Source organism: Thioalkalivibrio versutus (assembly GCF_001999325.1).
In the GTDB taxonomy this organism is placed as follows: Bacteria; Pseudomonadota; Gammaproteobacteria; order Ectothiorhodospirales; family Ectothiorhodospiraceae; genus Thioalkalivibrio; species Thioalkalivibrio versutus.
In genome coordinates this window covers 114255-135606 of record NZ_MVAR01000015.1, presented here as the reverse complement: position 1 = coordinate 135606, position 21352 = coordinate 114255, and the positions used below count along the sequence as shown (strand labels likewise).

Annotated in this window: 19 protein-coding genes and 1 riboswitch; of the genes, 3 read left to right on the top strand and 16 right to left on the bottom strand. The window is 67.2% G+C overall.

The features are described from left to right. Positions 1 to 17: 17 nt before the first annotated feature. The 13 genes from B0684_RS05915 to B0684_RS05855 form a co-directional block, all read right to left on the bottom strand. Positions 18 to 791 carry an ABC transporter permease gene (locus B0684_RS05915; protein ID WP_018169477.1) on the bottom strand — a complete coding sequence of 258 codons (774 nt, stop codon included), beginning with the start codon at positions 789 to 791 and terminating at the stop codon, positions 18 to 20. Further along, the gene (locus tag B0684_RS05910) at positions 788 to 1732 is read right to left on the bottom strand and encodes an ABC transporter ATP-binding protein (protein ID WP_018169476.1); all 945 of its coding nucleotides are present in this window, start codon (positions 1730 to 1732) and stop codon (positions 788 to 790) included. The genes B0684_RS05915 and B0684_RS05910 overlap by 4 nt, the downstream gene beginning before the upstream one ends. Further along, positions 1729 to 2838, bottom strand: a complete 1110-nt coding sequence (locus B0684_RS05905) for a cobalt-precorrin-5B (C(1))-methyltransferase (RefSeq protein WP_018169475.1) — start codon at positions 2836 to 2838, stop codon at positions 1729 to 1731. The genes B0684_RS05910 and B0684_RS05905 overlap by 4 nt, the downstream gene beginning before the upstream one ends. Positions 2839 to 2860: 22 nt before the next feature. Further along, a complete protein-coding gene (gene cobA / locus B0684_RS05900; RefSeq protein WP_018169474.1) occupies positions 2861 to 3715 on the bottom strand; it encodes a uroporphyrinogen-III C-methyltransferase in 855 nt (284 codons plus the stop codon). Beyond that, positions 3712 to 5004, bottom strand: a complete 1293-nt coding sequence (locus tag B0684_RS05895) for a cobyrinate a,c-diamide synthase (RefSeq protein WP_018169473.1) — start codon at positions 5002 to 5004, stop codon at positions 3712 to 3714. Before B0684_RS05895 ends, cobA begins: the two co-directional genes overlap by 4 nt. Next, complete coding sequence (cobO, locus tag B0684_RS05890) at positions 5001 to 5615, bottom strand: cob(I)yrinic acid a,c-diamide adenosyltransferase (protein WP_018169472.1); 615 nt, start codon at positions 5613 to 5615, stop codon at positions 5001 to 5003. The genes B0684_RS05895 and cobO overlap by 4 nt, the downstream gene beginning before the upstream one ends. A gap of 59 nt (positions 5616 to 5674) precedes the next feature. After that, positions 5675 to 5965 carry a DUF2149 domain-containing protein gene (locus B0684_RS05885; protein WP_018169471.1) on the bottom strand — a complete coding sequence of 97 codons (291 nt, stop codon included), beginning with the start codon at positions 5963 to 5965 and terminating at the stop codon, positions 5675 to 5677. Then, on the bottom strand, positions 5962 to 6405 hold the full coding sequence (locus B0684_RS05880) for a MotA/TolQ/ExbB proton channel family protein (RefSeq protein WP_018169470.1): 444 nt from the start codon (positions 6403 to 6405) through the stop codon (positions 5962 to 5964). The genes B0684_RS05885 and B0684_RS05880 overlap by 4 nt, the downstream gene beginning before the upstream one ends. Positions 6406 to 6555: 150 nt before the next feature. Then, positions 6556 to 11109: a cobaltochelatase subunit CobN gene (locus B0684_RS05875; RefSeq protein ID WP_026305949.1), complete on the bottom strand. Its 4554-nt coding sequence runs from the start codon at positions 11107 to 11109 to the stop codon at positions 6556 to 6558. A gap of 113 nt (positions 11110 to 11222) precedes the next feature. After that, positions 11223 to 11777 carry a cob(I)yrinic acid a,c-diamide adenosyltransferase gene (locus B0684_RS05870; protein WP_026287978.1) on the bottom strand — a complete coding sequence of 185 codons (555 nt, stop codon included), beginning with the start codon at positions 11775 to 11777 and terminating at the stop codon, positions 11223 to 11225. 3 nt (positions 11778 to 11780) lie between these two features. Then, on the bottom strand, positions 11781 to 13571 hold the full coding sequence (locus B0684_RS05865) for a TonB-dependent receptor domain-containing protein (RefSeq protein WP_018169467.1): 1791 nt from the start codon (positions 13569 to 13571) through the stop codon (positions 11781 to 11783). Between the two features lie 141 nt (positions 13572 to 13712). Then, positions 13713 to 13959: riboswitch (cobalamin riboswitch) on the bottom strand. Between the two features lie 88 nt (positions 13960 to 14047). Beyond that, positions 14048 to 15946 carry a hypothetical protein gene (locus B0684_RS05860; RefSeq protein ID WP_018169466.1) on the bottom strand — a complete coding sequence of 633 codons (1899 nt, stop codon included), beginning with the start codon at positions 15944 to 15946 and terminating at the stop codon, positions 14048 to 14050. A gap of 137 nt (positions 15947 to 16083) precedes the next feature. Continuing rightward, complete coding sequence (locus tag B0684_RS05855; protein WP_018169465.1) at positions 16084 to 17322, bottom strand: SAM-dependent methyltransferase; 1239 nt, start codon at positions 17320 to 17322, stop codon at positions 16084 to 16086. Positions 17323 to 17613: 291 nt separating this feature from the next. On the opposite strand from B0684_RS05855, the gene fnr reads away from it, so the two are divergent. The 3 genes from fnr (at position 17614) to B0684_RS05840 (ending at position 19477) form a co-directional block, all read left to right on the top strand. Next, a complete protein-coding gene (gene fnr, locus B0684_RS05850) occupies positions 17614 to 18345 on the top strand; it encodes a fumarate/nitrate reduction transcriptional regulator Fnr (RefSeq protein ID WP_026313073.1) in 732 nt (243 codons plus the stop codon). Further along, a complete protein-coding gene (locus B0684_RS05845) occupies positions 18338 to 18835 on the top strand; it encodes a DUF2390 domain-containing protein (protein ID WP_018169463.1) in 498 nt (165 codons plus the stop codon). Before fnr ends, B0684_RS05845 begins: the two co-directional genes overlap by 8 nt. A gap of 72 nt (positions 18836 to 18907) precedes the next feature. Continuing rightward, complete coding sequence (locus B0684_RS05840) at positions 18908 to 19477, top strand: DUF2058 domain-containing protein (RefSeq protein WP_018169462.1); 570 nt, start codon at positions 18908 to 18910, stop codon at positions 19475 to 19477. A 32-nt stretch (positions 19478 to 19509) separates the two neighbouring features. On the opposite strand, the gene B0684_RS05835 is transcribed toward B0684_RS05840, so the two are convergent. The 3 genes from B0684_RS05835 to dcd form a co-directional block, all read right to left on the bottom strand. Continuing rightward, complete coding sequence (locus B0684_RS05835; protein WP_026287977.1) at positions 19510 to 19728, bottom strand: hypothetical protein; 219 nt, start codon at positions 19726 to 19728, stop codon at positions 19510 to 19512. 95 nt (positions 19729 to 19823) lie between these two features. Then, positions 19824 to 20729 (bottom strand): carbamate kinase, encoded by a 906-nt coding sequence (locus B0684_RS05830; RefSeq protein ID WP_018176352.1) that lies wholly within the window; start codon positions 20727 to 20729, stop codon positions 19824 to 19826. Between the two features lie 31 nt (positions 20730 to 20760). Next, positions 20761 to 21327 carry a dCTP deaminase gene (gene dcd / locus B0684_RS05825; RefSeq protein WP_018169459.1) on the bottom strand — a complete coding sequence of 189 codons (567 nt, stop codon included), beginning with the start codon at positions 21325 to 21327 and terminating at the stop codon, positions 20761 to 20763. Between the last annotated feature and the right edge of the window lie 25 nt (positions 21328 to 21352).

Here is a 21352-nt window from a genome sequence, read left to right as displayed (position 1 = left end):
TTTCACCCTGCCCGCGCTCATGTCCGAATCCGCACGCCACGCGCCACCAGGGCCCAGGCCAGCCCGCCGACGACGAGGGTCGCCCCCACGAGGACCCAGAAGGTCGTGGCCCAGGCAAAGGACCCGGTCCCCAGCAGGCCGTAGCGAAAGCCCTCGATCATGTAATACAGCGGGTTCAGCACCGCCAACGACTGCCAGGGCTCGGGCATCCGTTCCACCGGGTAGAACAGGCCTCCCAGGTAGATCAGCGGGGTCAACACGAACGTGGCCACTACGGAGGTATGGTCAAAGCTGCGTGCATACAGGCCGTTCAAGAGCCCGGCCAGCGCGAACAGCAAGGCACTGATCAGCGCGATCCCCAACGTGGCCGCCAGGTGGTGCAGCTGGAGATGGGTAAACGGGATCGCGACCAGCGCCACCAGCGCCCCGGCCAGCAGCCCGCGGATCACGCCGCCGGTGGCGAAGCCCGCCACAATCAGCCAGGCAGGCAGCGGCGCGACCAGCAGCTCCTCGATATGCCGCTGCAAGCGCGCGCCGTAAAACGCCAGCGTCACATTGCTGTAGGCATTGGTGGCAACCGCCAGGATGATCAGGCCGGGCAGGATGAAATCAGCGTAGTCGACCCCCCGCATGGTGCCCAGTTCGCGCCCGATCAGATGACCGAAGATCACCAGGAACAGGACGGTCGTCACCACCGATGGCAGGAGGTTCTGCACCCAGGCCCGCAGGAACCGGCGCACCTGCTTGACCACCATCCCGCGATAGGCGAATGCGTAGGCCGCGAGTCTCATGCCCCGGCCCCTTGCAGTGCGTCCGCGCGTTTCGCAATGCGCTGCAGGAATAGCGACTCGAGCCGGTTGCGCTTGTTGCGCAGTCCCGCGACCCGGACCCCGCTGCCGCCCAGGCGATCGAACAGGTCATTGACCTCCATGCCCTGCGGGAGATCGATCTCCAGGGTCCAGGCATCCACCAGTCGGGTCGCCAGCCCCTCCAGGACCGGGGCCGCGTCCAGAGGCGCATTCAATTCCAGCACCAGCGTCTGCACGTTCAGCCCGTGCAGCAGCTCGCCGGTCTCGCCGCGCGCGACGATCCCGCCCTGATCCAGGATCGCCAGCCTGTCGCACAGGCTCTCGGCCTCCTCCAGATAGTGGGTGGTCAGGAGAATCGTCACGCCATCCGCGTTCAAGCCGCGCAGCAGCTCCCAGGTTGCATGGCGCCCCTCCAGGTCCACCCCCGCCGTCGGCTCGTCCAGCAACAAAACGCGAGGGCGATGCACCAGGGCGCGGGCAATCATCAGCCGGCGCTTCATGCCGCCCGACAGGCCCCAGGCCGACTGTTCGCGCCGGTCCAGAAGACCCGCCTGTTCCAGCACCTCGCCGGTTCGTTCGCGCGCCCGCCTCGGGGACAGCCCGTAGTAGGCCGCCTGGGCCTCGACGATCTCGCCCACCGGCTCGAAGCTGTTGAAATTCACCTCCTGCGGCACCACGCCCATGCACGCCTTCGCCGCCACCGCCTGCGTGGCCACATCGTGCCCGCAGACCCGGATCGAACCGCGATCCGCCCGCACCAGCGTGGTCAACAGCCCCACCAGGGTGGTCTTGCCGGCCCCGTTCGGACCCAGCAGGCCGAAAAAGCTGCCCGCCGGCACCTCCAGATCCACGTTCGCCAGCCCGACCCGGCCACCGGCGTAGCGCTTGGCTACCGACTGCAGGGCGATCGCCGCGGCCGTCATGGCGCAAGGCCCCTGGCGCCATCGGCAAACCCGACGATGCGCCCCGCCCGATCCACCGCGCAGACCTCCAGCGCCGTGGTCTCCGGCAACATCCCGCGGGCTCGCTGCCAGGCGCGTGCACTAATCCGGTCGGCCAGGGCCACGCCCTGTTCCAGGCAATCCGCAAGGGCCTGGGCACTGGTGTTGGCCGCGCGGATGCGCGCCACCAGGTCCGGGCTGGCGCCCAGATCCGCGGCTTCCTCCGCCAGGGCGTCGAGATCGATGCGCGACTTGCGGCTATGCGCATCCAGGTGCCCGGCCGCGAACTTGCTGAGCTTGCCGAAGCCCGCGGCCAGCACCACCGCGGGCAGGGGGTGGCGCCGCAGGTACTTCAGCGCCGCCCCGAACAGATCCCCCATCTCGATCAGCGCCAGGTCGTCCAGACCGTAGCGTTCACGCACCGCCGCCTCGCTGGTGCCGCCGGTACAGCAGGCCACACGCGGACAATCGTTGGCGCGGGCCACGTCGATGGCCTGATGGATGGATGCGATATAGGCGGCGCAGGAAAACGGGCGCACGATCCCCGTGGTGCCCAGGATCGAGAGGCCGCCGAGGATGCCCAGGCGGGCATTCATGGTCCGCTCGGCAATCCGTTCGCCCCCGTCCACCCCGACCGTGACCCGGAAGCCCCCGCTGTAACCGGTCGCCTCGGCAAGCGCCTCCAGATGCCCCTGCATCATGCGTCGCGGGACCGGGTTGATCGCCGGCTCGCCCGGCGCCAACACCAGGCCCGGACGCGTGACCGTCCCGACCCCGGCACCCGCCATGAACACAACGCCAGGTGCACCACACAGGGTCACCTCGACCCAGACCCGAGCCCCGTGGGTGGCATCCGGGTCATCGCCGGCATCCTTGATGACCCCGGCGACCGCGCCACCCGGGGTGGGCTCCAGATCGTTCAACGCCAGGCGCACGACCTGCCCCCTCGGCAGGGTGACCTCGACCGTCTCGAGCCGCCGCCCCTCCAGCAGCCAGCGTGCGCCGGCCACGGCGGCCACGGTCGCGCAGACGCCGGTGGTCAGGCCGGTGCGCAGGCGCCCGGTTGTCTCGCACGTCTCCGGGCGCATGCCGCCCTCCGCACTGTAGCGATCAGCCGACTTCATGCGTCCCCGGCCCGGGCTCGAAGCCCGGCGTGGCAATCGTCTCGCGCAGGCGCACCACCTCGCCCACGATCAGCAACGCGGGCGACTGGATGGCCAGATCCGCAACCCGCGCGGGAAGGTCCGCCAGCGTGCCCTCAATGACGCGCTGCGTCGGGCGCGTGCCCTGCTCCACCAACGCGGCCGGCATCGCGCCATCCGCGCCCGCCGCCATCATCTCGCCGCAGACCTCGGCCAGGGTGTGCAGCCCCATGTAGACGACCAGGGTCTGCTGCGGATGGACCAGCGAGGCCCAGTCCAGATCGGTCTCGCCGGCGCGGCGATGGGCGGTCACGAACTGGCAGCGATAGGCATGATCGCGATGGGTCAACGGGATCCCGGCATACGCCGCGCAGCCACCCGCCGCGGTGATCCCCGGCACGATGCGGACCGGGATCCCGGCCGCGGCGATCGCCGCCGCCTCCTCGCCGCCGCGACCATAGACGAACGGGTCCCCACCCTTCAGGCGCACCACGTAGTGCCCCTCCCGCGCCAACGCGATCATGCGCTCGTTCAGGTCCCCCTGATCGCAGCTGTGCCGTGAGCGTGCCTTGCCCACGTACAGCCGCTGCGCCTCCGGGTTCGCCAGTTCCAGGATCGCATCCGGGATCAGGCGGTCGTGCAGCAGGATGTCGGCGTGCTGCATCGCGGCTACCGCGTCCAGTGTCAGCAGCCCCGGATCGCCCGGACCCGCGCCGACCAGATCCACGCAGCCGGCCCGCCGCTCGCCGCCCAGCCGGATGCTGGCCCCGGCGCGTGCCCCCGGTCCGATCCGCGTCACATTATCCCGCTGCGCATCACTCATGGCCGAAACAGCTGCGCCGTGGCCTCGGGGTTGGACGGGAACCAGGCGTGCAGATAGGTCGCGCTCAGGCGACCATCGCGATAGATCGCCTCCCCCTGCGACCCCGTCCCGCGGGCCCGCCAGCAATGGTCGTAAGGTTCCAGGCCGACCTCGGAGCGGGTGTGGTGGAAGGTGTGTCCACGCAACTCGCCCTCCGGCAGCGGGGCCGCCTGGAGACCCAGGCCCTGCAAGCGGTCCGCCAGCTGGGCCTTGCCCGGCACCAGTCCGGCCATGGCCGCGGTGTGGCCCTCGCGGTCGGCCAGTTCATCCAGCAGATAGAGGAAGCCCCCGCACTCCGCCAGGATAGGGCGACCGGCCGCATGGTGGGCCTCCAGGTCCGACTTCAGAGCGGTATTGGCGGCCAGTTGATCCAGATACAACTCGGGGTAGCCGCCCGGGAGCCAGACGGCATCGGCCTCCGGCAGCCCATCCCCGGCAAGCGGGGAAAAGAACCGCAGTTCGGCGCCCATCTTCTCCAGCAGACGCAGATTGGCCGGATACATGAACGCGAAGGCCGCATCCCGTGCAATCGCGACGCGTACGCCGGACAGGGTCGCCGTGATCGGCGCGATCGCTTCCGGATGAAAGGTCACGGGCTCCGGGAGGCCCGTCACGCCGGCCTCTTCGATCGCAGCCGCCGCGGCCTCCAGCCGCGCATCCAGGTCGGCGATCTCGCCCGCCTGAACCAGGCCCAGGTGACGATCCGGGACACTCAGCGTCTCGTTGCGCTGCACGGCCCCGAAGAAGCGGATCGCGTCCGGGGTGCAGTCCTCCAGCATCCGGGCATGCCCCGGGCTGCCCACCCGATTGGCGATCACGCCGGCGAATGACAAGCCCGGGCGATAGGTCGACAAGCCGTGCACCAGCGCCCCGAAGGTCTGGCCCATACCGCTGGCATCCAGGATCGCCAGGATCGGCAACCCGAAGGCCTGGGCCAGATCCGCGCCGGAGGGATCCCCGTCGAACAGCCCCATCGATCCCTCCACCAGGATCAGGTCGGACGTCTGTGCCGCCTCGTACAACATCGCCCGGCAGGCGGCCTCGCCCACCATCCACAGATGCAGCGCATCCACCGGGTGGCCGGAGGCCTGCTCCAGGATCATCGGGTCGAGGAAGTCGGGGCCGGTCTTGAACACGCGCACGCGTCGGCCCTGGTTGCGGTGGTAGCGAGCGATGGCGGCGGTGATCGTGGTCTTGCCCTGGCCCGAGGCCGGGGCCGCCACGAACGCGGCCGGGCAGCTCACGCTCACAGCTCGATCCCCTTTTGCGCCTTGATGCCGGCCTGGAAGGCGTGCTTGACCACACCGATCTCGCTGACGGTATCGGCCGCCTCGATCATCGCCTTGGGCGCGGCGCGGCCGGTGGTGATCACGTGCTGCATCGGCGGGCGGTTGGCCAGTTCTTCGAGGACCTCGGCCACGTCGAGGTACTGGTATTTCAGCGCGATGTGCAGCTCGTCGAGCAGCACCAGATCGACGTTCGGGTCGCGCAGCATGTCGCGGGCATGCGCCCAGGCATCGCGGGCGGCCTCGACATCCTTCTCGCGGTCCTGGGTCTCCCAAGTGTAGCCCTCGCCCATCACGTGGTACTGCACGTTGTCCTGACCGCGGAAGAAGGCCTCCTCGCCGGTGGCGAACTGCCCCTTGATGAACTGGACGATGCCCACCTGCATGCCGTGCCCCAGGGCACGGGCGACCATGCCGAAGCCGGAGGAGCTCTTGCCCTTGCCGTTGCCGGTCAGGATCAGGAACACCCCCTTCTCCTCCTGGGCTTCGGCGATCTTGCGGTCCACGACCTCCTTCTTGCGCGCCATGCGCTGGGCGTGGCGTTCGGCGCGAGCCGCTTCGGTGTCTTCGCTCATCGTTTTGTTACTCCTTGATTCGTTGCGTCATACGGGCATTCGGACGGCGCCTAGAGTGGCTATTCGCCGATCAGGATCATCCGTCCGGTCTCCGGATCGCGGTAGACCTGCCCCATGGATTCGAAACCCGAGCCGGCCTCGCCGGCCCCTTCGGGCGGGTCCGGGATCTCGCGCCCGGGCTCGATCTCGGCGCCGCCACTGGCCGGCTCCAACCCGCCGCCCGATGCGGCCATCACCACCATCAGGCCGACGGCAAACACCAGCATGATGTCGGCCAGATTGGCCAGCGGGCCCATCGGCTCCTCGTCGGGCGCGTCGAAGCGCGAGGCTCGGTAGTGCGGGACCCTCATGCCACCGCCTCCATACGCTCCATCGCCGCGTCGTACCAGCGCCGGCGCAGCCGCCCGAGCAGGAAGCCGAGAATACCGATCAGCAGCCCCAGCACCGTGGTGTTGAACGCCACCGTAACGGCCTGGGCGAGGATTTCCAGTTCGCCCCGGCCCATCGCGGCCAGCCCCGGACCCAGCGGGATCAACGTCCCCATCAGCCCGAGCATCGGGCCGATGCGCGCCAGCAGATCGGCGCGGTCGATGCGCCGCCGGGCACGGTAAGCGAGGCGTTCGGCATCGCCGCTCAATTCCAGACGGCGTACCCCACCGGAGCGTTCACCCAGTGCCAGCCCGAGCTCCCAGACGGCGACCGCGACCAGCACCAGCAGGCCAACGATCACTGGCTCCAGCAGCCAGCGCACCACGGTGTCCATCAGTTCCATCGTGATCGAGAACGACATTCGCGTTACCTCATTAACCTTTGTTCAGCCATTCGTACGGCCTTCTGTAGGAGGCCAGCCTCTGGCCGATGGGGCGTAACCAACGCCGCAATCGCCGAGAGGGCTCGGCTCCTACACGTACAGGGCCCGGGGATTTCCCGCCCCCAGCCGTTAACGCCGCCGGCCCGTGGCGATGCCGCCGAGCAGCAGCAGGAACAGCGCAGCGGCAACCAGCCAGGGGAGCCAGGGCATGCCCGCCGCCTCGTCGCCGGTCTCCTGGCCGCCGTCGGCCTCGGCCGGCTCGGGGATCTCCTGCGCCTCCTGCGCGGTAGGGTCTTCCAGCGGCTGGATCTCGGTGACGCGACTGGGGTCGGCCTCGGGCTCCGCCCGGTCGATCTGCGCGGCCGCCCGCACCGCCTCGAAGGCCGCGCGCAGCTCGGCGTCGTCCAGGCGCTCGGCCACCTCGTCCAGCATGGGGTGATCCGGGCGCGTGTGACCGCTGCCGGGCAGGCCGTGCTCGGCGACCAGTTCCGCGAAGCGCTCGGACAATGCATCCAGCACCTCGGGATCGGCGTCCCAGAATCCGTGGCTGGCCGCGACCAGGTGAACGGCCTGCAGGTGAGTTTTCACGTGCACGTTGTGGCCGTCGGCCAGGAACTCCTGCATCCCCAACCCGTGGCGGTCCTGGAGGTACACGTCGTGCACCTCGTCCCAGACCCAGGAGCGGATGATCTCCGGGTTGGTCACCTGCCAGCCCCACAGGTTGTCGACGAAGTCCCGGGCCATGGTGCGGGCCCCGGCATAGCCGTGATCCATCAGCGGCTCGATCCACTGCGGGTTCAGGTTCTGCCCCTGCAATTCGCGCATCAGCGCGCGGCCCAGGGTCTCCACCCGCGGGTCGTCCGGATCGGCGTGCTGCAGCACGCGGTTGTCCGGCACCTCGCCGCGGATGCTCTCGACCGCGGTGGACAGACCGCCCTGGAAGTCGAACCCATCGTCGTTGTCCAGCAGGCCGTAGAGATGCGAGGCCCGCCCGAGGTAGGTCCGTCCGACCTGGCCCAGACGGGCCTCGAAGGCCTCGTGCGCAGAGCCACCGGACTCATCCGCCCCGTAGGCATGGCCCATGCGCCGCAGGTAGGCCGCACCCAGTTCGGCACGGTCCTCCCAGGCGCCGGAGCGATCCGCCAGCCGGTTGACCCCCGCGCCGTAGGCCCCGGGCGCGGAGCCAAACACGCGCAGGGCCGCCTGCTGCCCGGCCCCGGCGCCATCGAGCCCGGCCGCACGCAGGGCCTGGGTGTCCTCCACCCACTGCGCGGCCACATCGTTACGCGCCAGCGGCTCGTCGCCCGGATCGCGCAGGTCCTGCCCCAGCGGGGCCAGGGCCGCCTCCAGTGCCTCTTCCAGTTCGGGGTATTCCGCAAGAATGATCTCGGACGAGCCATCCAGCGCGAGGCGGGCGGCACGATCCAGCCACACCAGCTGGTCCTCGTACAGGTCGCGGAACAAACCGGAGGTGGTGAACAGGGCATCGCGACGGCGGTCACGCTCCGCCTCGTCGAGGTCCATGCGCTCCAGTCCCTGGACAATCCCGCGACTGTTCCAGGCCGGGCGAATGCCCAGCATATCCATGCCGAAGGCGATCATCACGCCCTCGTCGCGCACGGTATCCGACGCCCAGAGGATGATCGCCTCGCTGCCGTCGGCCTCGGGATCGCCGTGCTCACGGGCATCCGCGGCCAGTTCCTGGCCAATGCCCCAGGCAATGCGCGTGGGCACCAGATCCGCCGCCAGGGCATGGAAGTTGCGCCCGGTCGGCAACACCTCCGGCGTCCGGATCGGATCGTTGCCCTGCCCCGGCGGCACGAAACGCCCCTCCAGGGCCGCCAGCAGATGCGCACGCTCGCTGGCCGGCGATCCGCGCAGCTTCGCGTCCCAGTCGTCGCCGATCGCGTCGTCACCGGCCATCGACTCAAGCATCGTGTCCACGGCCTCGTCGCTCCAGTCGCGCCCGAACACGTGCAGCCCCAGGGGCATCTGGTCTTCCTGCATGTCGGTCAGGTAGTGGCCGATCTCGTGGACCAGCAACTCCTCGTCCATCTCGGACAGCCGGGTCGTGGCGTGTTCGTCATGCCCCTCATCCGCATGCTCGTTCTCATGATCATGCTCATGGGCGTGCTCGTGCTCTTCATCCCCATGTTCCCGGTGATGGTCCGCGTCACGCTGCTCGTCGCCATGTTCGTCCGCATGACCTTCGCCATGCCCGGTGGTGTCGGGCTCTTCGTCATGACCCACGTGGTGATCGCCGTGGTCGTCATGGTGGTGCCCGTGGTCGTGATGATGCCCCCGGGCCATTTCCCGCTCGATGGTCTCGGTCAGGCCGAGATCCTCGATACGTTCGCGCAGGGTCTGTACCGCCCGCGAACGGGTGGCGGCATCCGGCTGAGCCGCGGCCTCGTAGGTCTCCACCAGCTGGCGCAGTTCCAGCAGGCTGTCGTACAGCTCGGTCGCCGCCAATGGCGGGGTCAGGTGGCTGATCATCACGCCCATGGCCCGGCGCTTGGCCTGGATGCCCTCGCCCACCCCATCGACGATGTAGGGGTAGATGATCGGCAGGGCGCCCCCGAGGATCTCGGGGTAGTCATCTGCCGCCAGACCCGCCCGCCGACGCGGCAGGAATTCGCGGGTCGAGTGGCGGCCGACATAGACCAGCGCATCCGCCTCGAAGTGATCGCGGATCCAGTGGTAGAAACCAACATACTGGTGGGTCGGCGGGAAGGTGGTATTCGCGTGCAGCAGGCGCTCGCTGACCTCCCAGCCGCGCGGCGGCTGCGGGCCGATGAACACGTTGCCGAACTCGATCCCCGGGAACAGCATCTCGCCGTCGCGGGTCATCGCCTCGCCCGGCGGCTCGCCCCAGCCGGTCAGGCCGGGGATGCCCGTGCGCACCAGCGCCTTGCGCAATTGCTCGGTCGTCGCATGCGCGTCCTCACCCGCCAGCGTGGCCTCCCAGGCCGCCTCGAACTGTGCCAGCAGGTCCAGCGCCCGATCCTGGGCCGCGTGCGGATAGCTCTCGAGCATGTGGCGCAGATCACCGACACCGCTTTCCAGCGCGGCTTGTGCCAAATCGATCTCGTCGGCGGCTTTGGCCGCCTCCAGCCTCGCCTGCAGGTAGCCGATCGGGCCATCCACCAACTCGGCCCGGATCGACTCCGGCAGGCCGTCGAAATAGGCCTGGTACTGCTCGCGATCGAGCGCGGCCACCCGGCCGGCGATCGCGTCCAGCGCATCTGCCTGCTCCGGGAGATTCACCGCCCGGTCCTGGATCATGTCCAGCAGGGCTTCGGCATCCTCCGGCACGTTGTCGCCCAGGTCATAGCCGGCCGCCTCCAGCCGCTGCAACATCTCCAGCAGGGACTCGGGCACATCCAGCTTGTCCGCGCCGATGTTCTGGCGACCCGGCGGATGGTTGTAGTAGACGACCGCGACCCGCTTGTGCGCGTTGTCGAGGGCACGCAGCCGCTGCCAACTTGCCACCCGGTCGGCCAAAGCCTCCACGCGCTCGCCCACCGGCTCGGTCAGTGTCAGGCGCACACCCGTGCGTTCATCCTGTTCCGGGGCGCCCGCGGCCGCCAGCACCATCGGCTGGCTCATACCCTGCAACTCCGGCATGGCCACGTGGTAGTGCACCTTGTCCCAGGGAATGCCTTCGTGCGACAGCCGCCACTGGGTCGCGCTCACGTCCGCCAGGCGGATGCCCTTGATCACCGGGACATCCAGCTCGCCGAAGGCCTCGGCCACCGCCTCGCGGTTGCCGCCCCCGCCGACCACGAAGTCCTGCAGACTCACGATCCCGACGAGATCCGCCGGCCCGATCGTATCGGCGAGTGTCTCGACCGCCTCGCGGCTCGCCCCGCCCCAGCGCGCGAGCACCACAAAACACTGGATCTCGCGGTTCTCCAGGACCTCGCAGGCCGCATCCAGCAGGGCGCGGTCGCCCGGCCGGTCACCGGTATCCAGATCCAGCAGCGCCACGGCCGGACCCGCCTCCAGATCGAGAGCGTCCGGATCGGGACTGGAGCTGCCATGACGGTAATAACGGATGGTCTCGCGCGGGTCCGGATCGGGCACGTCGATCGCGTGGCCGCCGTGCGCGGCCAGCCAGCGCATCAGGCCCTCCATGTTCTCCGGCGTGCGCCCCTGGTAGAACGCGCGCCCGGTCAGCCAGTCCGCCTGTTCGGGGAAGCGCTCCTGCTGTCGGGCCAGGTGCGCGCGCGGGTCCTCGCCCGGTTCGGGGTTGGCCGCCAGTTCGGTGCGCACCTCGTCATCGAGCCCCGCGAGTACGGCCTCACCGTCGATCCGCGACAACGCCGTCAGGTGGCGAACGCTGTTGATGGCCAGGATCGGGGCTCCCTCGGGCGGCGGGGCCTCCCGCAACAGGCGATCGAGGCGCGCGGCCTGATCCCCGAAGACGGCCGCCACGAGCACCGCGTCCGCCTCGCGCCACAGCGCCGCCACCGCCTCGTCCGACTTCTCCGTGAGCTGCTCCGGGGTGCGCAGAACGACCTCGGCCTCCGGATGGGCCTCGAGGAAGCGATGCGCCCCGGCGGCGACCTCCGCCGCCGAGCGATCGGAGACAACCCCCACCACGAGCGGCCCGGCCCCGGCCGTCCCGACCCCGAACAGAAAAAACGCCAAAGCAATCAGACTCGTGCAACGAACACGCATGGAGATTTCCCGAAAAACAGGCGCAAGGGGCCGCGAGGCGTGTACCCGACACGCCAGCGACCACTGCAATGGGATTGGGGCGCCGCCGCAGCGGCGCCCCTCAGAAGAGCGCTTCAGCCACGCCGGCTGGCCGGCTGCCAGAGGACCTCTTCGCCGTTCTCGTGGCGCGCGAGGACGCGACAGAGCACAAACAGGAGATCCGACAGCCGGTTGATGTAGGCCAGCGAACCCGGGCGCAACGCCTCGTGGTGATTGAGCGCAACGAGACGCCGTTCCGCCCGGCGGCAGACCGTACGGGCGATATGACAATCGGCCGCGGCCGGCCCGCCGCCCGGGAGGATGAACTCCTCCAGGGCCGGCAGATCATCGTTGAAGGACTCAAGCTCCACGTCCACACGCTCCACGGAGGCATCCGGCAACGCCTGATGGCCCGGCACGGCCAGTTCCGCCCCCAGGTCGAACAGCTCGTGCTGCACCAGCGCCAGCGAGCGCCGGACCTCTTCGGGCAGGTCATGGATCAGCAACCGGCCGATCACGCTGTTCAGCTCATCCACATCACCGAAGGCCTCGACGCGATGCGAGTCCTTGTCCACTCGCGAGCCGTCACCAAGGCCGGTTCGGCCTTCATCACCCGTGCGGGTCGCAATCTTCGACAGTCGATTACCCATGGATCACCTCTGCTGATAGCGCAGTTTCACGAACGCGGCACGCCCCGGCTGGTTGTAGCCGCCCGCCGTCTCGTAGTCCTTGTCGAACACGTTCTGGACCGAAGCCTGAAGCTGCCATTCCGGATGGATCTGATAGCTCGCGCGCAGGTTCAGAAGGCCATAGCCAGACAGCTGTTCATCGTTGTTGGCATCGTTGTACGAGCGACTCTTCGCGATCACAGACCCCCCGACCGAGAAACTTTGGAACTGCCGATCCAGATCGAAGCGGGCAGTTACCGGGGACCGGCGAGGAAGTTCATTGCCTGTTTCACGATCCTCTGCATTCAGAAGGGTCAACGAAGCGCGCGAAATCCAATCATAACGTTCGTATCCACCCTCCAACTCAAGCCCGGAAATCCTCGCTTCGTCGACGTTTTCAGGTGGCCAAACTGGAATCATTTTTTCCACTCTCGATTGGAAAATCGAGGCATCCAGATACCCTTGATCAAAGCTAGCGCGAAGGCCTATTTCAGCCGTTTCGGACTCTTCTGCTTGAAGTTCTGGATCACCCGCCCCCGGCCAATACAGTTGGTTAAACGTAGGCGCATTGAAGGCCGTTCCATAAGACGCGCGCAGCCGTAGGATGTTGGTAGCCTGCATACCCCAGGCTACCTGCCCTGTCACCTTGTCGCCAAACTGTTCATTGTCGTCGTAACGCAAACTTCCCTCGAAATCATGGCGGCCCAAGCCAACCTGAATCACCGAGTATGCTCCAACGTTGTACCGAGAATCTTCAGCATAATCGGTGGTGCTATCCACCCGGTCTTCATACGCATCGATGCCGGCAATCAAATAAACACGATCCGTTATCTCGAGATCGTTTCGCCAATCCACACCGTTGCGTTTGGTATCGAAGCGAGAAGAAAAAGCGCCTTCGTTGAAATTATCGTTCTCATCGCGACTGTGACTAACACTGAATTCGGTATCCCAAAAAGGGGTTACAGGCACTCGCAAGCCACCACGAAGGGCGGCATGCCGAAAATCAGTTTCATCTTCAGTGCCGTCTATTTCGGTTCTACCCTCTGAATACAGCACATTACCGAAAACCTCGACTCCATTATCGAGCCGGTGCGAGACCTTGGTGGCAAGCGAGGTGTTGTCATAGCCATCGCGGTCTTCATCGCCCACACCGTCTTGGACGTTGATGCCGTCGGTATCGAAGTGGCTGACCGAGAAGCTGTAGTTCGTGTTATCGGTACCACCCGCTACGCCAACGCCGACCTCCCACGTATTGAAACTACCGCCACCGAAAAATGCACTAACCTTCGGCGGCCCCTTGCGGCCTTCACGGGTGAAGACTTGCACAACCCCTCCGATCGCGTCGGAACCGTAGATACTGGTGCGCGGTCCGCGCACGATCTCCACGCGCTCGATCTCCTCCGGCGGCAGGAACTGCCAACTTGCCCCGCCACCCGTCGCAGAACCCATTCGAACTCCGTCGACCAGCAACAGGGTGTGCCCAGAGCTCGACCCCCGGGTGAAGACGGAAGTGGTCTTCCCGAAGGCGCTGTTTTGGGAGGTCTCGATGCCGGCTCGCCCTTCCAGAAGATCGGTGAACTGCTGGGGCTGCAGGCGCTCGATCTCTTCACGGTCGATGATGGTCACCGCCGCGAGAGTCTGGTCTACCGTCTGTGCGATGCGCGAAGCGGTGACCTGGACGGTCTCCAGGGTCTGCGCTTCGTTGGTATCCGGCGTGTCCGCCAGAACGGGAGTAGTGGCCAGAAGGATGGCCGCGGAAAGTGCTGTGCGTTTCATTTTTTGTTGTCTCCCGGCGAGCCGCCCGCACGCCGTTGATTCGTCGGGATCGCACAGACAGGGGGAGACAGACACGAGGGGGATCGGCCACGACCGGCGAACGGCCAGGCCCGATCATCCGCCTCGCATGCCCGCCGCATGCCGCGCGATCATTCCCTGGCCGGTCTCCGGACTGACGAGCGTTCCGGCGCGGCGCCTTCCCGAACCCAGGGTTCAGTGGCACTGGCCGCGACCATCAGAAACCGACGGACGGTCTCTCGCTCGATCACCGTTGCGGGGGCAGCGTCGGATTCATCCCAGGGCCTTGCGGCCCGTCGGAGACTCACCGATCTTCCCGTTTAACCCGCCAAGCCGTGCTTGGTCGGGCACCGAGGAACGTAGCGAACCCTACACAGTTGGGCGCAAAATTACCAGCCGCTAACCTACCCGCCGCGCGATGCCGAAAGGAGCTGCCCAGGTTCGCATGTCTGAACCAATCATCGGCGGCGCCGTTCCTCGGCATACAGATAGCGGGTACCGCGTTTGAGCAGCAGCCCCCAAGTCTTGTCCTGCAGCATGGCGTCGAACTCGGGCGAGCGCTCGGCGCGTAACGCCACCGGGTGCGACTCGTCCCCGGGATGGGTCGCCAGCATGTCCAGGCGCTCGCGGTTGGCCCCATAGTGGCTGACCAGGAAGTCCCGCATGGAATCGCTCAATGGCAGGTGATAAATGCGCGTGAGGCGCATCGCCAGCCACTCGGCCATGCGCCCGAGATCCTGGCGGACCTTGCGCACCATCGCCGAGCCCAGGCCTGCCTTGGCATCCGCGCTCATGCCCACGTAGAGCCCGCCCAGATAGGCCGCGGGGTTGGCATAGATCGCGCGCTGGATACTGGGATTCGTAAGATCCACCAGCGGCTCCATGATCAAGGCGAGCTGGATCCCGATCCGCTTGGCGGTCTCCGCATCCAGTGCCGAGCCGCCAAAGTAAAACAGGTCACCCTCGCGCTCGATCTTGAGTTCCTTGAGGAAAGAGCAGAAGTGGCTGGCCAGCTTCAGCTTCTGGTCGTCGGTCAGCTCGATCAGCTCCTCGCTCACCCGGATGCCGCGCACGCTGCGTTTGAACCAGCGCTTCTCGCCCCGCTTCTCCACCTGCGCCCGACGCAGGGCCTCCCAGCGTTCTACCGCGTTGGTGTACCGGCTTTGCGACTGCATCAGGTGGTCGCGCGCCTCGCGCAGGTCCTCGACTCGGCGCAGCGCAAGACCGATGAGCTGCCCATCCGCGGAATTTTCCGGAGGTTCGAGATCCTCCAGTCGCTGCAGCGCCTCCAGCACCTGACGACCCAGACTGACGATCGGCTCGCGCAGGGCCTGTGGATCCAGGCCCGACGCCTCGTGCTGGGATAGCAGGATGCCGAGCGAGCGCAGGCGGCTGACCACCCCGGCCTGAGCCACACGGAAGCGGTTGCCCTGGGATTCGAGGCGGTCCAAGGCAGCCCCGAGCTGCCAGCCCCCCGACCATTCGAAGCTCAGCCGCTTGATCTGGCGTCCGTTCACCAACTCGAAGGCGAGGACAAAGATCGCTTGTACGTCATCGAGGGTGCAGCGCGCCAGGTCATCGGCGTCCGCGGCGGAGAACAGTCGATCCAGGAACTGATCCACCCGGCGCACACCGTCCTCCTGGGTTGGCGCCACGCCCCGCAAGCGGTCGCGCAGGAGATCCGCAACCTCCGGCGCCTCGTGATGCAGCTTCTCCAGGGCCGCGAGCCGGGAGTCCTCGGTCGCATCCACCAGATCCGCGACGCGCGAGCGCAGACCCAGGCGACGATAAATCTCGATCTGCTCCGCGGCGGCCGCCAAGCTGGCATCGCCGGTCATCTCGCGCACCGCGACCGCCACGGCCTCGGGGGCGATATCCACTTCGTGCAGCAGGACTTGGGCTGCCTTGCGCCGGCGCATGTCCGGGGTCATCTCTCCCATCGCCAGGTCGCGGGTGACGAACAGCAGATCCGGCAGCAAGTCGATGGTGTTGCGCAGCTGATCGCGCGAGCGCTCCTGGCGCTTGCCCCGTGTGGCGTCCGCCACGAAGCGCGCGACCAGGCCGATGACCCCGAACAGCAGGGTGTAAACGGCAAAGAAGATGAAGTTCTGTGCCGGGGCGGCGTGGCCGAAACCGAGAAAGTAGCCGCCCTGCATTGCCAGGAACGTGACTGGCCCGGCGGCCCACAGCAACTGCAGGAAGTTCAGCGACCAGGGAACACGCCGCGCGGTGGCGGCCACCTCGGTAATGCGGCTGCGCCCGGCCGCCTCGATCAGGACGTGTTCCTGTGACGGTCCGCCGGCCTGCGGGCTTTCCTGGCCCTGTGCCTCCCTGCGTTTACGAAAGCGACCGAACACGCGCCCCTGCTCCGGAATGGGTGGTTACCGCCGGCATGGCCGCAACGTGACCACTAGTGTAGGGAATGCGCGTTCGGTTCGCCCGAGTTTTGCAGTACTTTCGGGATCGGCCCCGGATCGCTCCCCTCGCCTCGCCTTCAGGCGGCGTCGCTGGGCTGTGCCCGGGCCTTCCCGGGCGGTGTGGAGATCACTTCGGGGGCATCGTCACGATAGAGGTAATCGCGGGTCAACGGCACCGCATCCTGCTGCTTGGCCATCTGCACGTGGAAGACCACCTGATCCCACCAGCGGAAGGTGGCCTCACAGCTGGCCAGGTAGAACTCCCACATGCGGCAGAAACGCTCATCGAAGCGTTCGACGGCCTCGGGCCGCACCTTCTGGAAGCGGCGATACCACTCGGCCAGCGTCTCGGCGTAATGCAGGCGCCAGAACTCGATATCGGTGGTGTACAGCGGCGTGGGCTCCAGCGCGCCCATCACCTCGGACAGGGCCGGCGTATACCCGCCCGGAAAGATGTACTTGCTCAGCCAGGGGTTGGAGGTACTCGGTGGTTCCTGACGCCCGATGGTGTGCAGCACCGCAATGCCTTCCGGCTTCAGCAGATCATGCACGCGCTGGAAGAACGTCTCGTAGTTGGGCGTGCCCACATGCTCGAACATGCCGACGCTGACGATGCGGTCGTACTGATCGTCGTGTTCGCGGTAGTCCTGATAGAGGAACCGCACCCGATCCTCGAGCCCCCGACGCTTGGCCTCGTCACGGGCAACCCGCAACTGCTCCTTCGACAGCGTCACGCCATCGACATGGACACCGGCATGCTCGGCGAGATGGAAGGCCAGACCGCCCCAGCCGCAACCGATGTCGAGCACCCGCATGCCCGGCTCCAGCATCAACTTCTTCCGCAGCATCGCGCACTTGGCCTGCTGCGCCTCTTCCAGCGTCATATCCGGGCGCTCGAAATAGGCGCAGCTGTAGAACATGCCCTCGTCCAGGAACTGACGATAAAGCCACTCATCGACGTCGTAGTGATGGGCGATGTTCTGGTAACAGCGCGCCACCTTGTTGCCCTGCTCGATCAGGGCCCGCAGCATGCGCACTGCAGGGTTGACCCGCTGCTTGAACATCGGCGCGAAGTTGCGCATGGCCACGTCGAGGAACACCTGCAGGCCCTCGGGGCCGGGCGACCACAGGCCGTCCATGTAGGTCTCGCCCAGCTGGAAGCCCGGGTCGCGCCCAATCTTGCGTAACGCCGCCTTGTCATGCACCTGCATGGTGATTTCCGGCGCGCCGTTCCCGAAACGCTGCTCACGGCCATCCGGATGCCGCAGCACGAAGGCCCCGTAGCGTATGTACTGCTCCAGTAACCGCTCGATCATCTCTACCCCTGTCCTTGTTCTAGCGGTCGGGTCTCTCAGCCCCCACGCGTAACGCCGAACGTGACCGTGCCGCAGACTCTAGACTCAGTCTAATAACCGATGTCTCGCATTGTCCACGCAGCCGCCGGAGGGAGAAGACATCGAGCCATCTCGATGTGCGGCCCGGCTGACCGACAGCAAACCCTTCTGTAATCGCCTACAACTCATGGGGACAGTACCGCATTCCCATCCCCGATGGCATACCCCGAAGATCGCTTTCCCCAACGTCGAAAAAACGGCTACCCTGCACCCATGACGCTACGACCCACCCAAGCCTGCCAGCACTGCACCCTGCGCCAGCTCTGCCTGCCCATGGGCCTGCCCCAGGATGAACTCTGGCAACTCGACCAAATCGTCCAGCAACGCCGGCCGATCGCCAAGGGTGCGCCCCTGTTCACCATGGGGACCAAGTTCGAAGCGCTGTACGCGGTCCGCACCGGGGCACTGAAAACGGTGCTGATCTCCGATGACGGGACCGAACAGATCACCGGCTTCGCGCTGGCCGGCGACCTCCTGGGGCTGGACGCGATCCACTCCGGCAAGCACCCGGTCAGTGCCATTGCGCTGGAGTCCACCAGCGTCTGCGCCGTGCCCTACGGCCATGTCGACGACCTCGCCGGCCGCCTGCCGACCTTCCGCCAGCACATGATGAGCGTGATGAGTCAGGAACTGGCCCAGGACGAAAGCCTGCACGCCCTGCTCGGCCAACGTACCGCGGAGCAGCGTCTGGCGACCTTCCTGATCGTCCTGTCGGAACGCCATCGCGCCCGCGGCCTGTCCCCCGAGCGGTTCTACCTGCCCATGTCACGGGCAGACATCGCCAACCACCTGGGCCTGACCCAGGAGACCATCAGCCGCCTGTTTACTCAGCTGCGCAACCAGGGTGTGATCAACCTGCACACCCGGGATCTGGAGATCCTCCAGCCCGACGGCCTGCGCAACACGGCCGGGGTCACCTTCACCTCCGCCGCGAGCAGTGCCTGAACCCGGACCCAAGCCGGAGCCAGGGGAAGACCCACTGGCCACAGACTTCGCCCCGTTCTGGGCATTCGCCGCCAGCCTCTGGGCCGACCCCGTCGCGCGTGAGCGCCTGATGCGCTGGCAGGACGATTTTGGCGTGGACGTGATGCTGGCGTTGTTTGCCCTGTGGTACCCGCAGCCCCTGAGCACCCCGCAATGGCGGGCACTACGGGAAACGGCCCGGCGCTGGCAGGCATCCTCCACCGAACGCCTCCGCGTACTGCGTCGGCAACTCCACACCCCCGAACGCGACACGCTCTACCGCGCCGTACTGGCGCTGGAGCTGCAAAGCGAGCGCCTCGGCGGCCTGCAACTGCTCGCAGAGGCCCGACGCCAGGCCGAACAGAGCACCGGGGCCAACGCCATCGATCCCCAGCGCCGACTGCGCACCCTGTTCCCCGATCTGCCGGATGCCGAGATCCGCGACGGAGTGCGCGCGTTTGCCGCGGCCTGACCGGCGCCGTGCTGCACGCGAGGGCAGATTCCGGCTATGCTCCCCGCACATTGACCGAACACGGCAGGATTCATGTCGGAAGATCTGCGCAGTCAGCTCCTGAAGAAGGGGCTGGTGGACGAAAAACAGGTTCGCCAGGCCAAGTCGCAAAAGCACAAGGCCCAGAAAGGCAACGCGAAAAAGAAAAAGGACCGCAATACCGGTCCGGAGCCAGGCGTTGCCGAGGCGCGCAAGGCCGAGCAGGCCGAGCGTTCGCGACAGAAGAACCGCGAACAGCAGGAGCGTGCCGAACGCCGGGCGCGCCACGCGCAGATCCGCGAACTAGTGAGCACCCACCTGGCGCCAATCCCCACCGGCGATGCCGCGCTGGATTATCACTTCCAGCAGGGCGGGCAGATCCGCCACCTCCCGGTGACCGCCGACCTGCAAAAGCGCCTGGCCGATGGCCGCGCCGCGCTTGCCGGCCTGGATGTGCGCCCGGAAAAGGGGTTCCGGGTCATCCCGCGAGAGACCGCCGACCGCATCCGCGAGCGCGATCCGGAATGGCCACTGGTCATCCCCGCCGAGGACGAAACCGGATCGGAACCCGCCCCGGACGACCCGTACAAGGACTACGTCGTACCCGACGACCTCATGTGGTGACTGCAGGGGAATCCCCGCAGTCACCGATCCAATCAGTCGGTTGCGCGCTTCACGTCCGCGGCGGGCATGCCGCTTTGCTGCGGGCGCCGCGCCTCGTCACTGGACATGTCCTGCGGCGTGATGCCGCCCTGCTCCAGGCCCTGGGCGGGGCCGGCCGACTCCTCCGGCTCGCCGCTGCCGCAGCCTAGCGCCAGCAGACCCACGGCCGTCAGACCGATCACCAGGGGGGCGGCTCGCTGAATCTCTCGCATCATCTTCACTCTTGATCCATGTGTACTCGAAGCCTGCAAACTCTGCGGCGGGCGTGCAACATCGAGTGTAACAGGCGGGGGTTCCGGCAAGGGCTTCAGGCGGCGCCCACCGGCAGGATCCGGGTCCCCGCCTGCCCGGCCAGGATAGCCGCGGCGTCCTCCAGCGAACCGATCCCGACCCGAATGCCGCCCTGGGCAGCGCGCCGTGCAGCCTCCATCTTCGGCCCCATGGAACCGCCCGGGTACGCCGCCGGCTCCACGGCCGTAACCAGAAGCGCCTTCAGGCGCCGGGCGTCCGGTGTGCCCCAGTCCATGTAGACGCCGTCGACATCGGTCAGCATCAACAACCAGTCCGCCCCGACATGCGCGGCCAGGCGCGCGGCCGTCAGGTCCTTGTCCACCACGGCCTCGATTCCGTATAGACGCCCGTCGCCGTCACGCGCGACCGGTACGCCGCCGCCCCCGGCACAGATCGCCACCGACCCGCCATCCACGAGACTGCGGACGGCCTCCATACCCAGCAGGCGTTGCGGCTCCGGCGACGCCACCACCCGCCGCCAGCCCTCGCCGTCTGGTGCCACGTCCCAGCCGCGCTCGTCGGCCAGCGCGCGGGCGCGGGCCGCGTCCCAGGTCGGGCCAATGAACTTTTCCGGGTGGTCGAAGGCGGGGTCGTTCGGGTCGACCTCGGTCTGGGTGAGCAGACTCGCCACCCGGTCATGGCCCAGCGCGTTATGCAGCTCCCGCGCCAGGATGTAGCCGATCATGCCGTGGCTCTCGGCCCCGACCACATCCAGCGGCCAGGCGATGCGATCGCATTCCGCCTGATTGGCGAGCAACCCCACCTGCGGCCCGTTGCCGTGGGTGACGACCACCTCGTGCTCGCGCGCCACGGCCGCGATGGCTGCCGCCGCACGCTGGGCGTTGTGCTGCTGGGCCTCGGCCGAGGGGGTCTCGCCGCGTTGCAGCAGGGCGTTACCGCCCAGCGCGATCACGATACGCATGGCGGGCCTACTCCGTACTTGAAGGGTTGGGTCAGGTGCGCGGGAGCGTGACGCCGCGCTGGCCCTGGTATTTGCCACCGCGGTCCTTGTAGGAGGTCTCGCAGACCTCGTCGGACTGCAGGAACAGCATCTGCGCCACGCCCTCGTTGGCGTAGATCTTGGCGGGCAGCGGCGTGGTGTTGGAGAACTCCAGCGTCACGTGGCCCTCCCACTCGGGCTCCAGTGGGGTCACGTTCACGATGATGCCGCAGCGCGCGTAGGTCGACTTGCCCAGACAGATGGTCAGCACATCGCGCGGGATGCGGAAGTACTCGACCGTATGCGCCAGGGCAAAGGAGTTCGGCGGGATAATGCAGCAGTCCGACTGCACGTCCACGAAACTGCCCTCGTCGAAGCCCTTGGGGTCGACAACGCTGGAGTTGATGTTGGTGAAGATCTTGAAGTGATCGGAGCAGCGCACGTCATAGCCGTAGCTCGAGGTCCCGTAGGACACGATCCGCTGCTCGTCGCGGTAGCGGATCTGGCCGGGCTCGAAGGGCTCGATCATGCCCTTCGTCTCGGCCATCTCCCGAATCCAGCGGTCCGCCTTGATGCTCATTGGGCCTGTCCCTGGTGGCGCACCG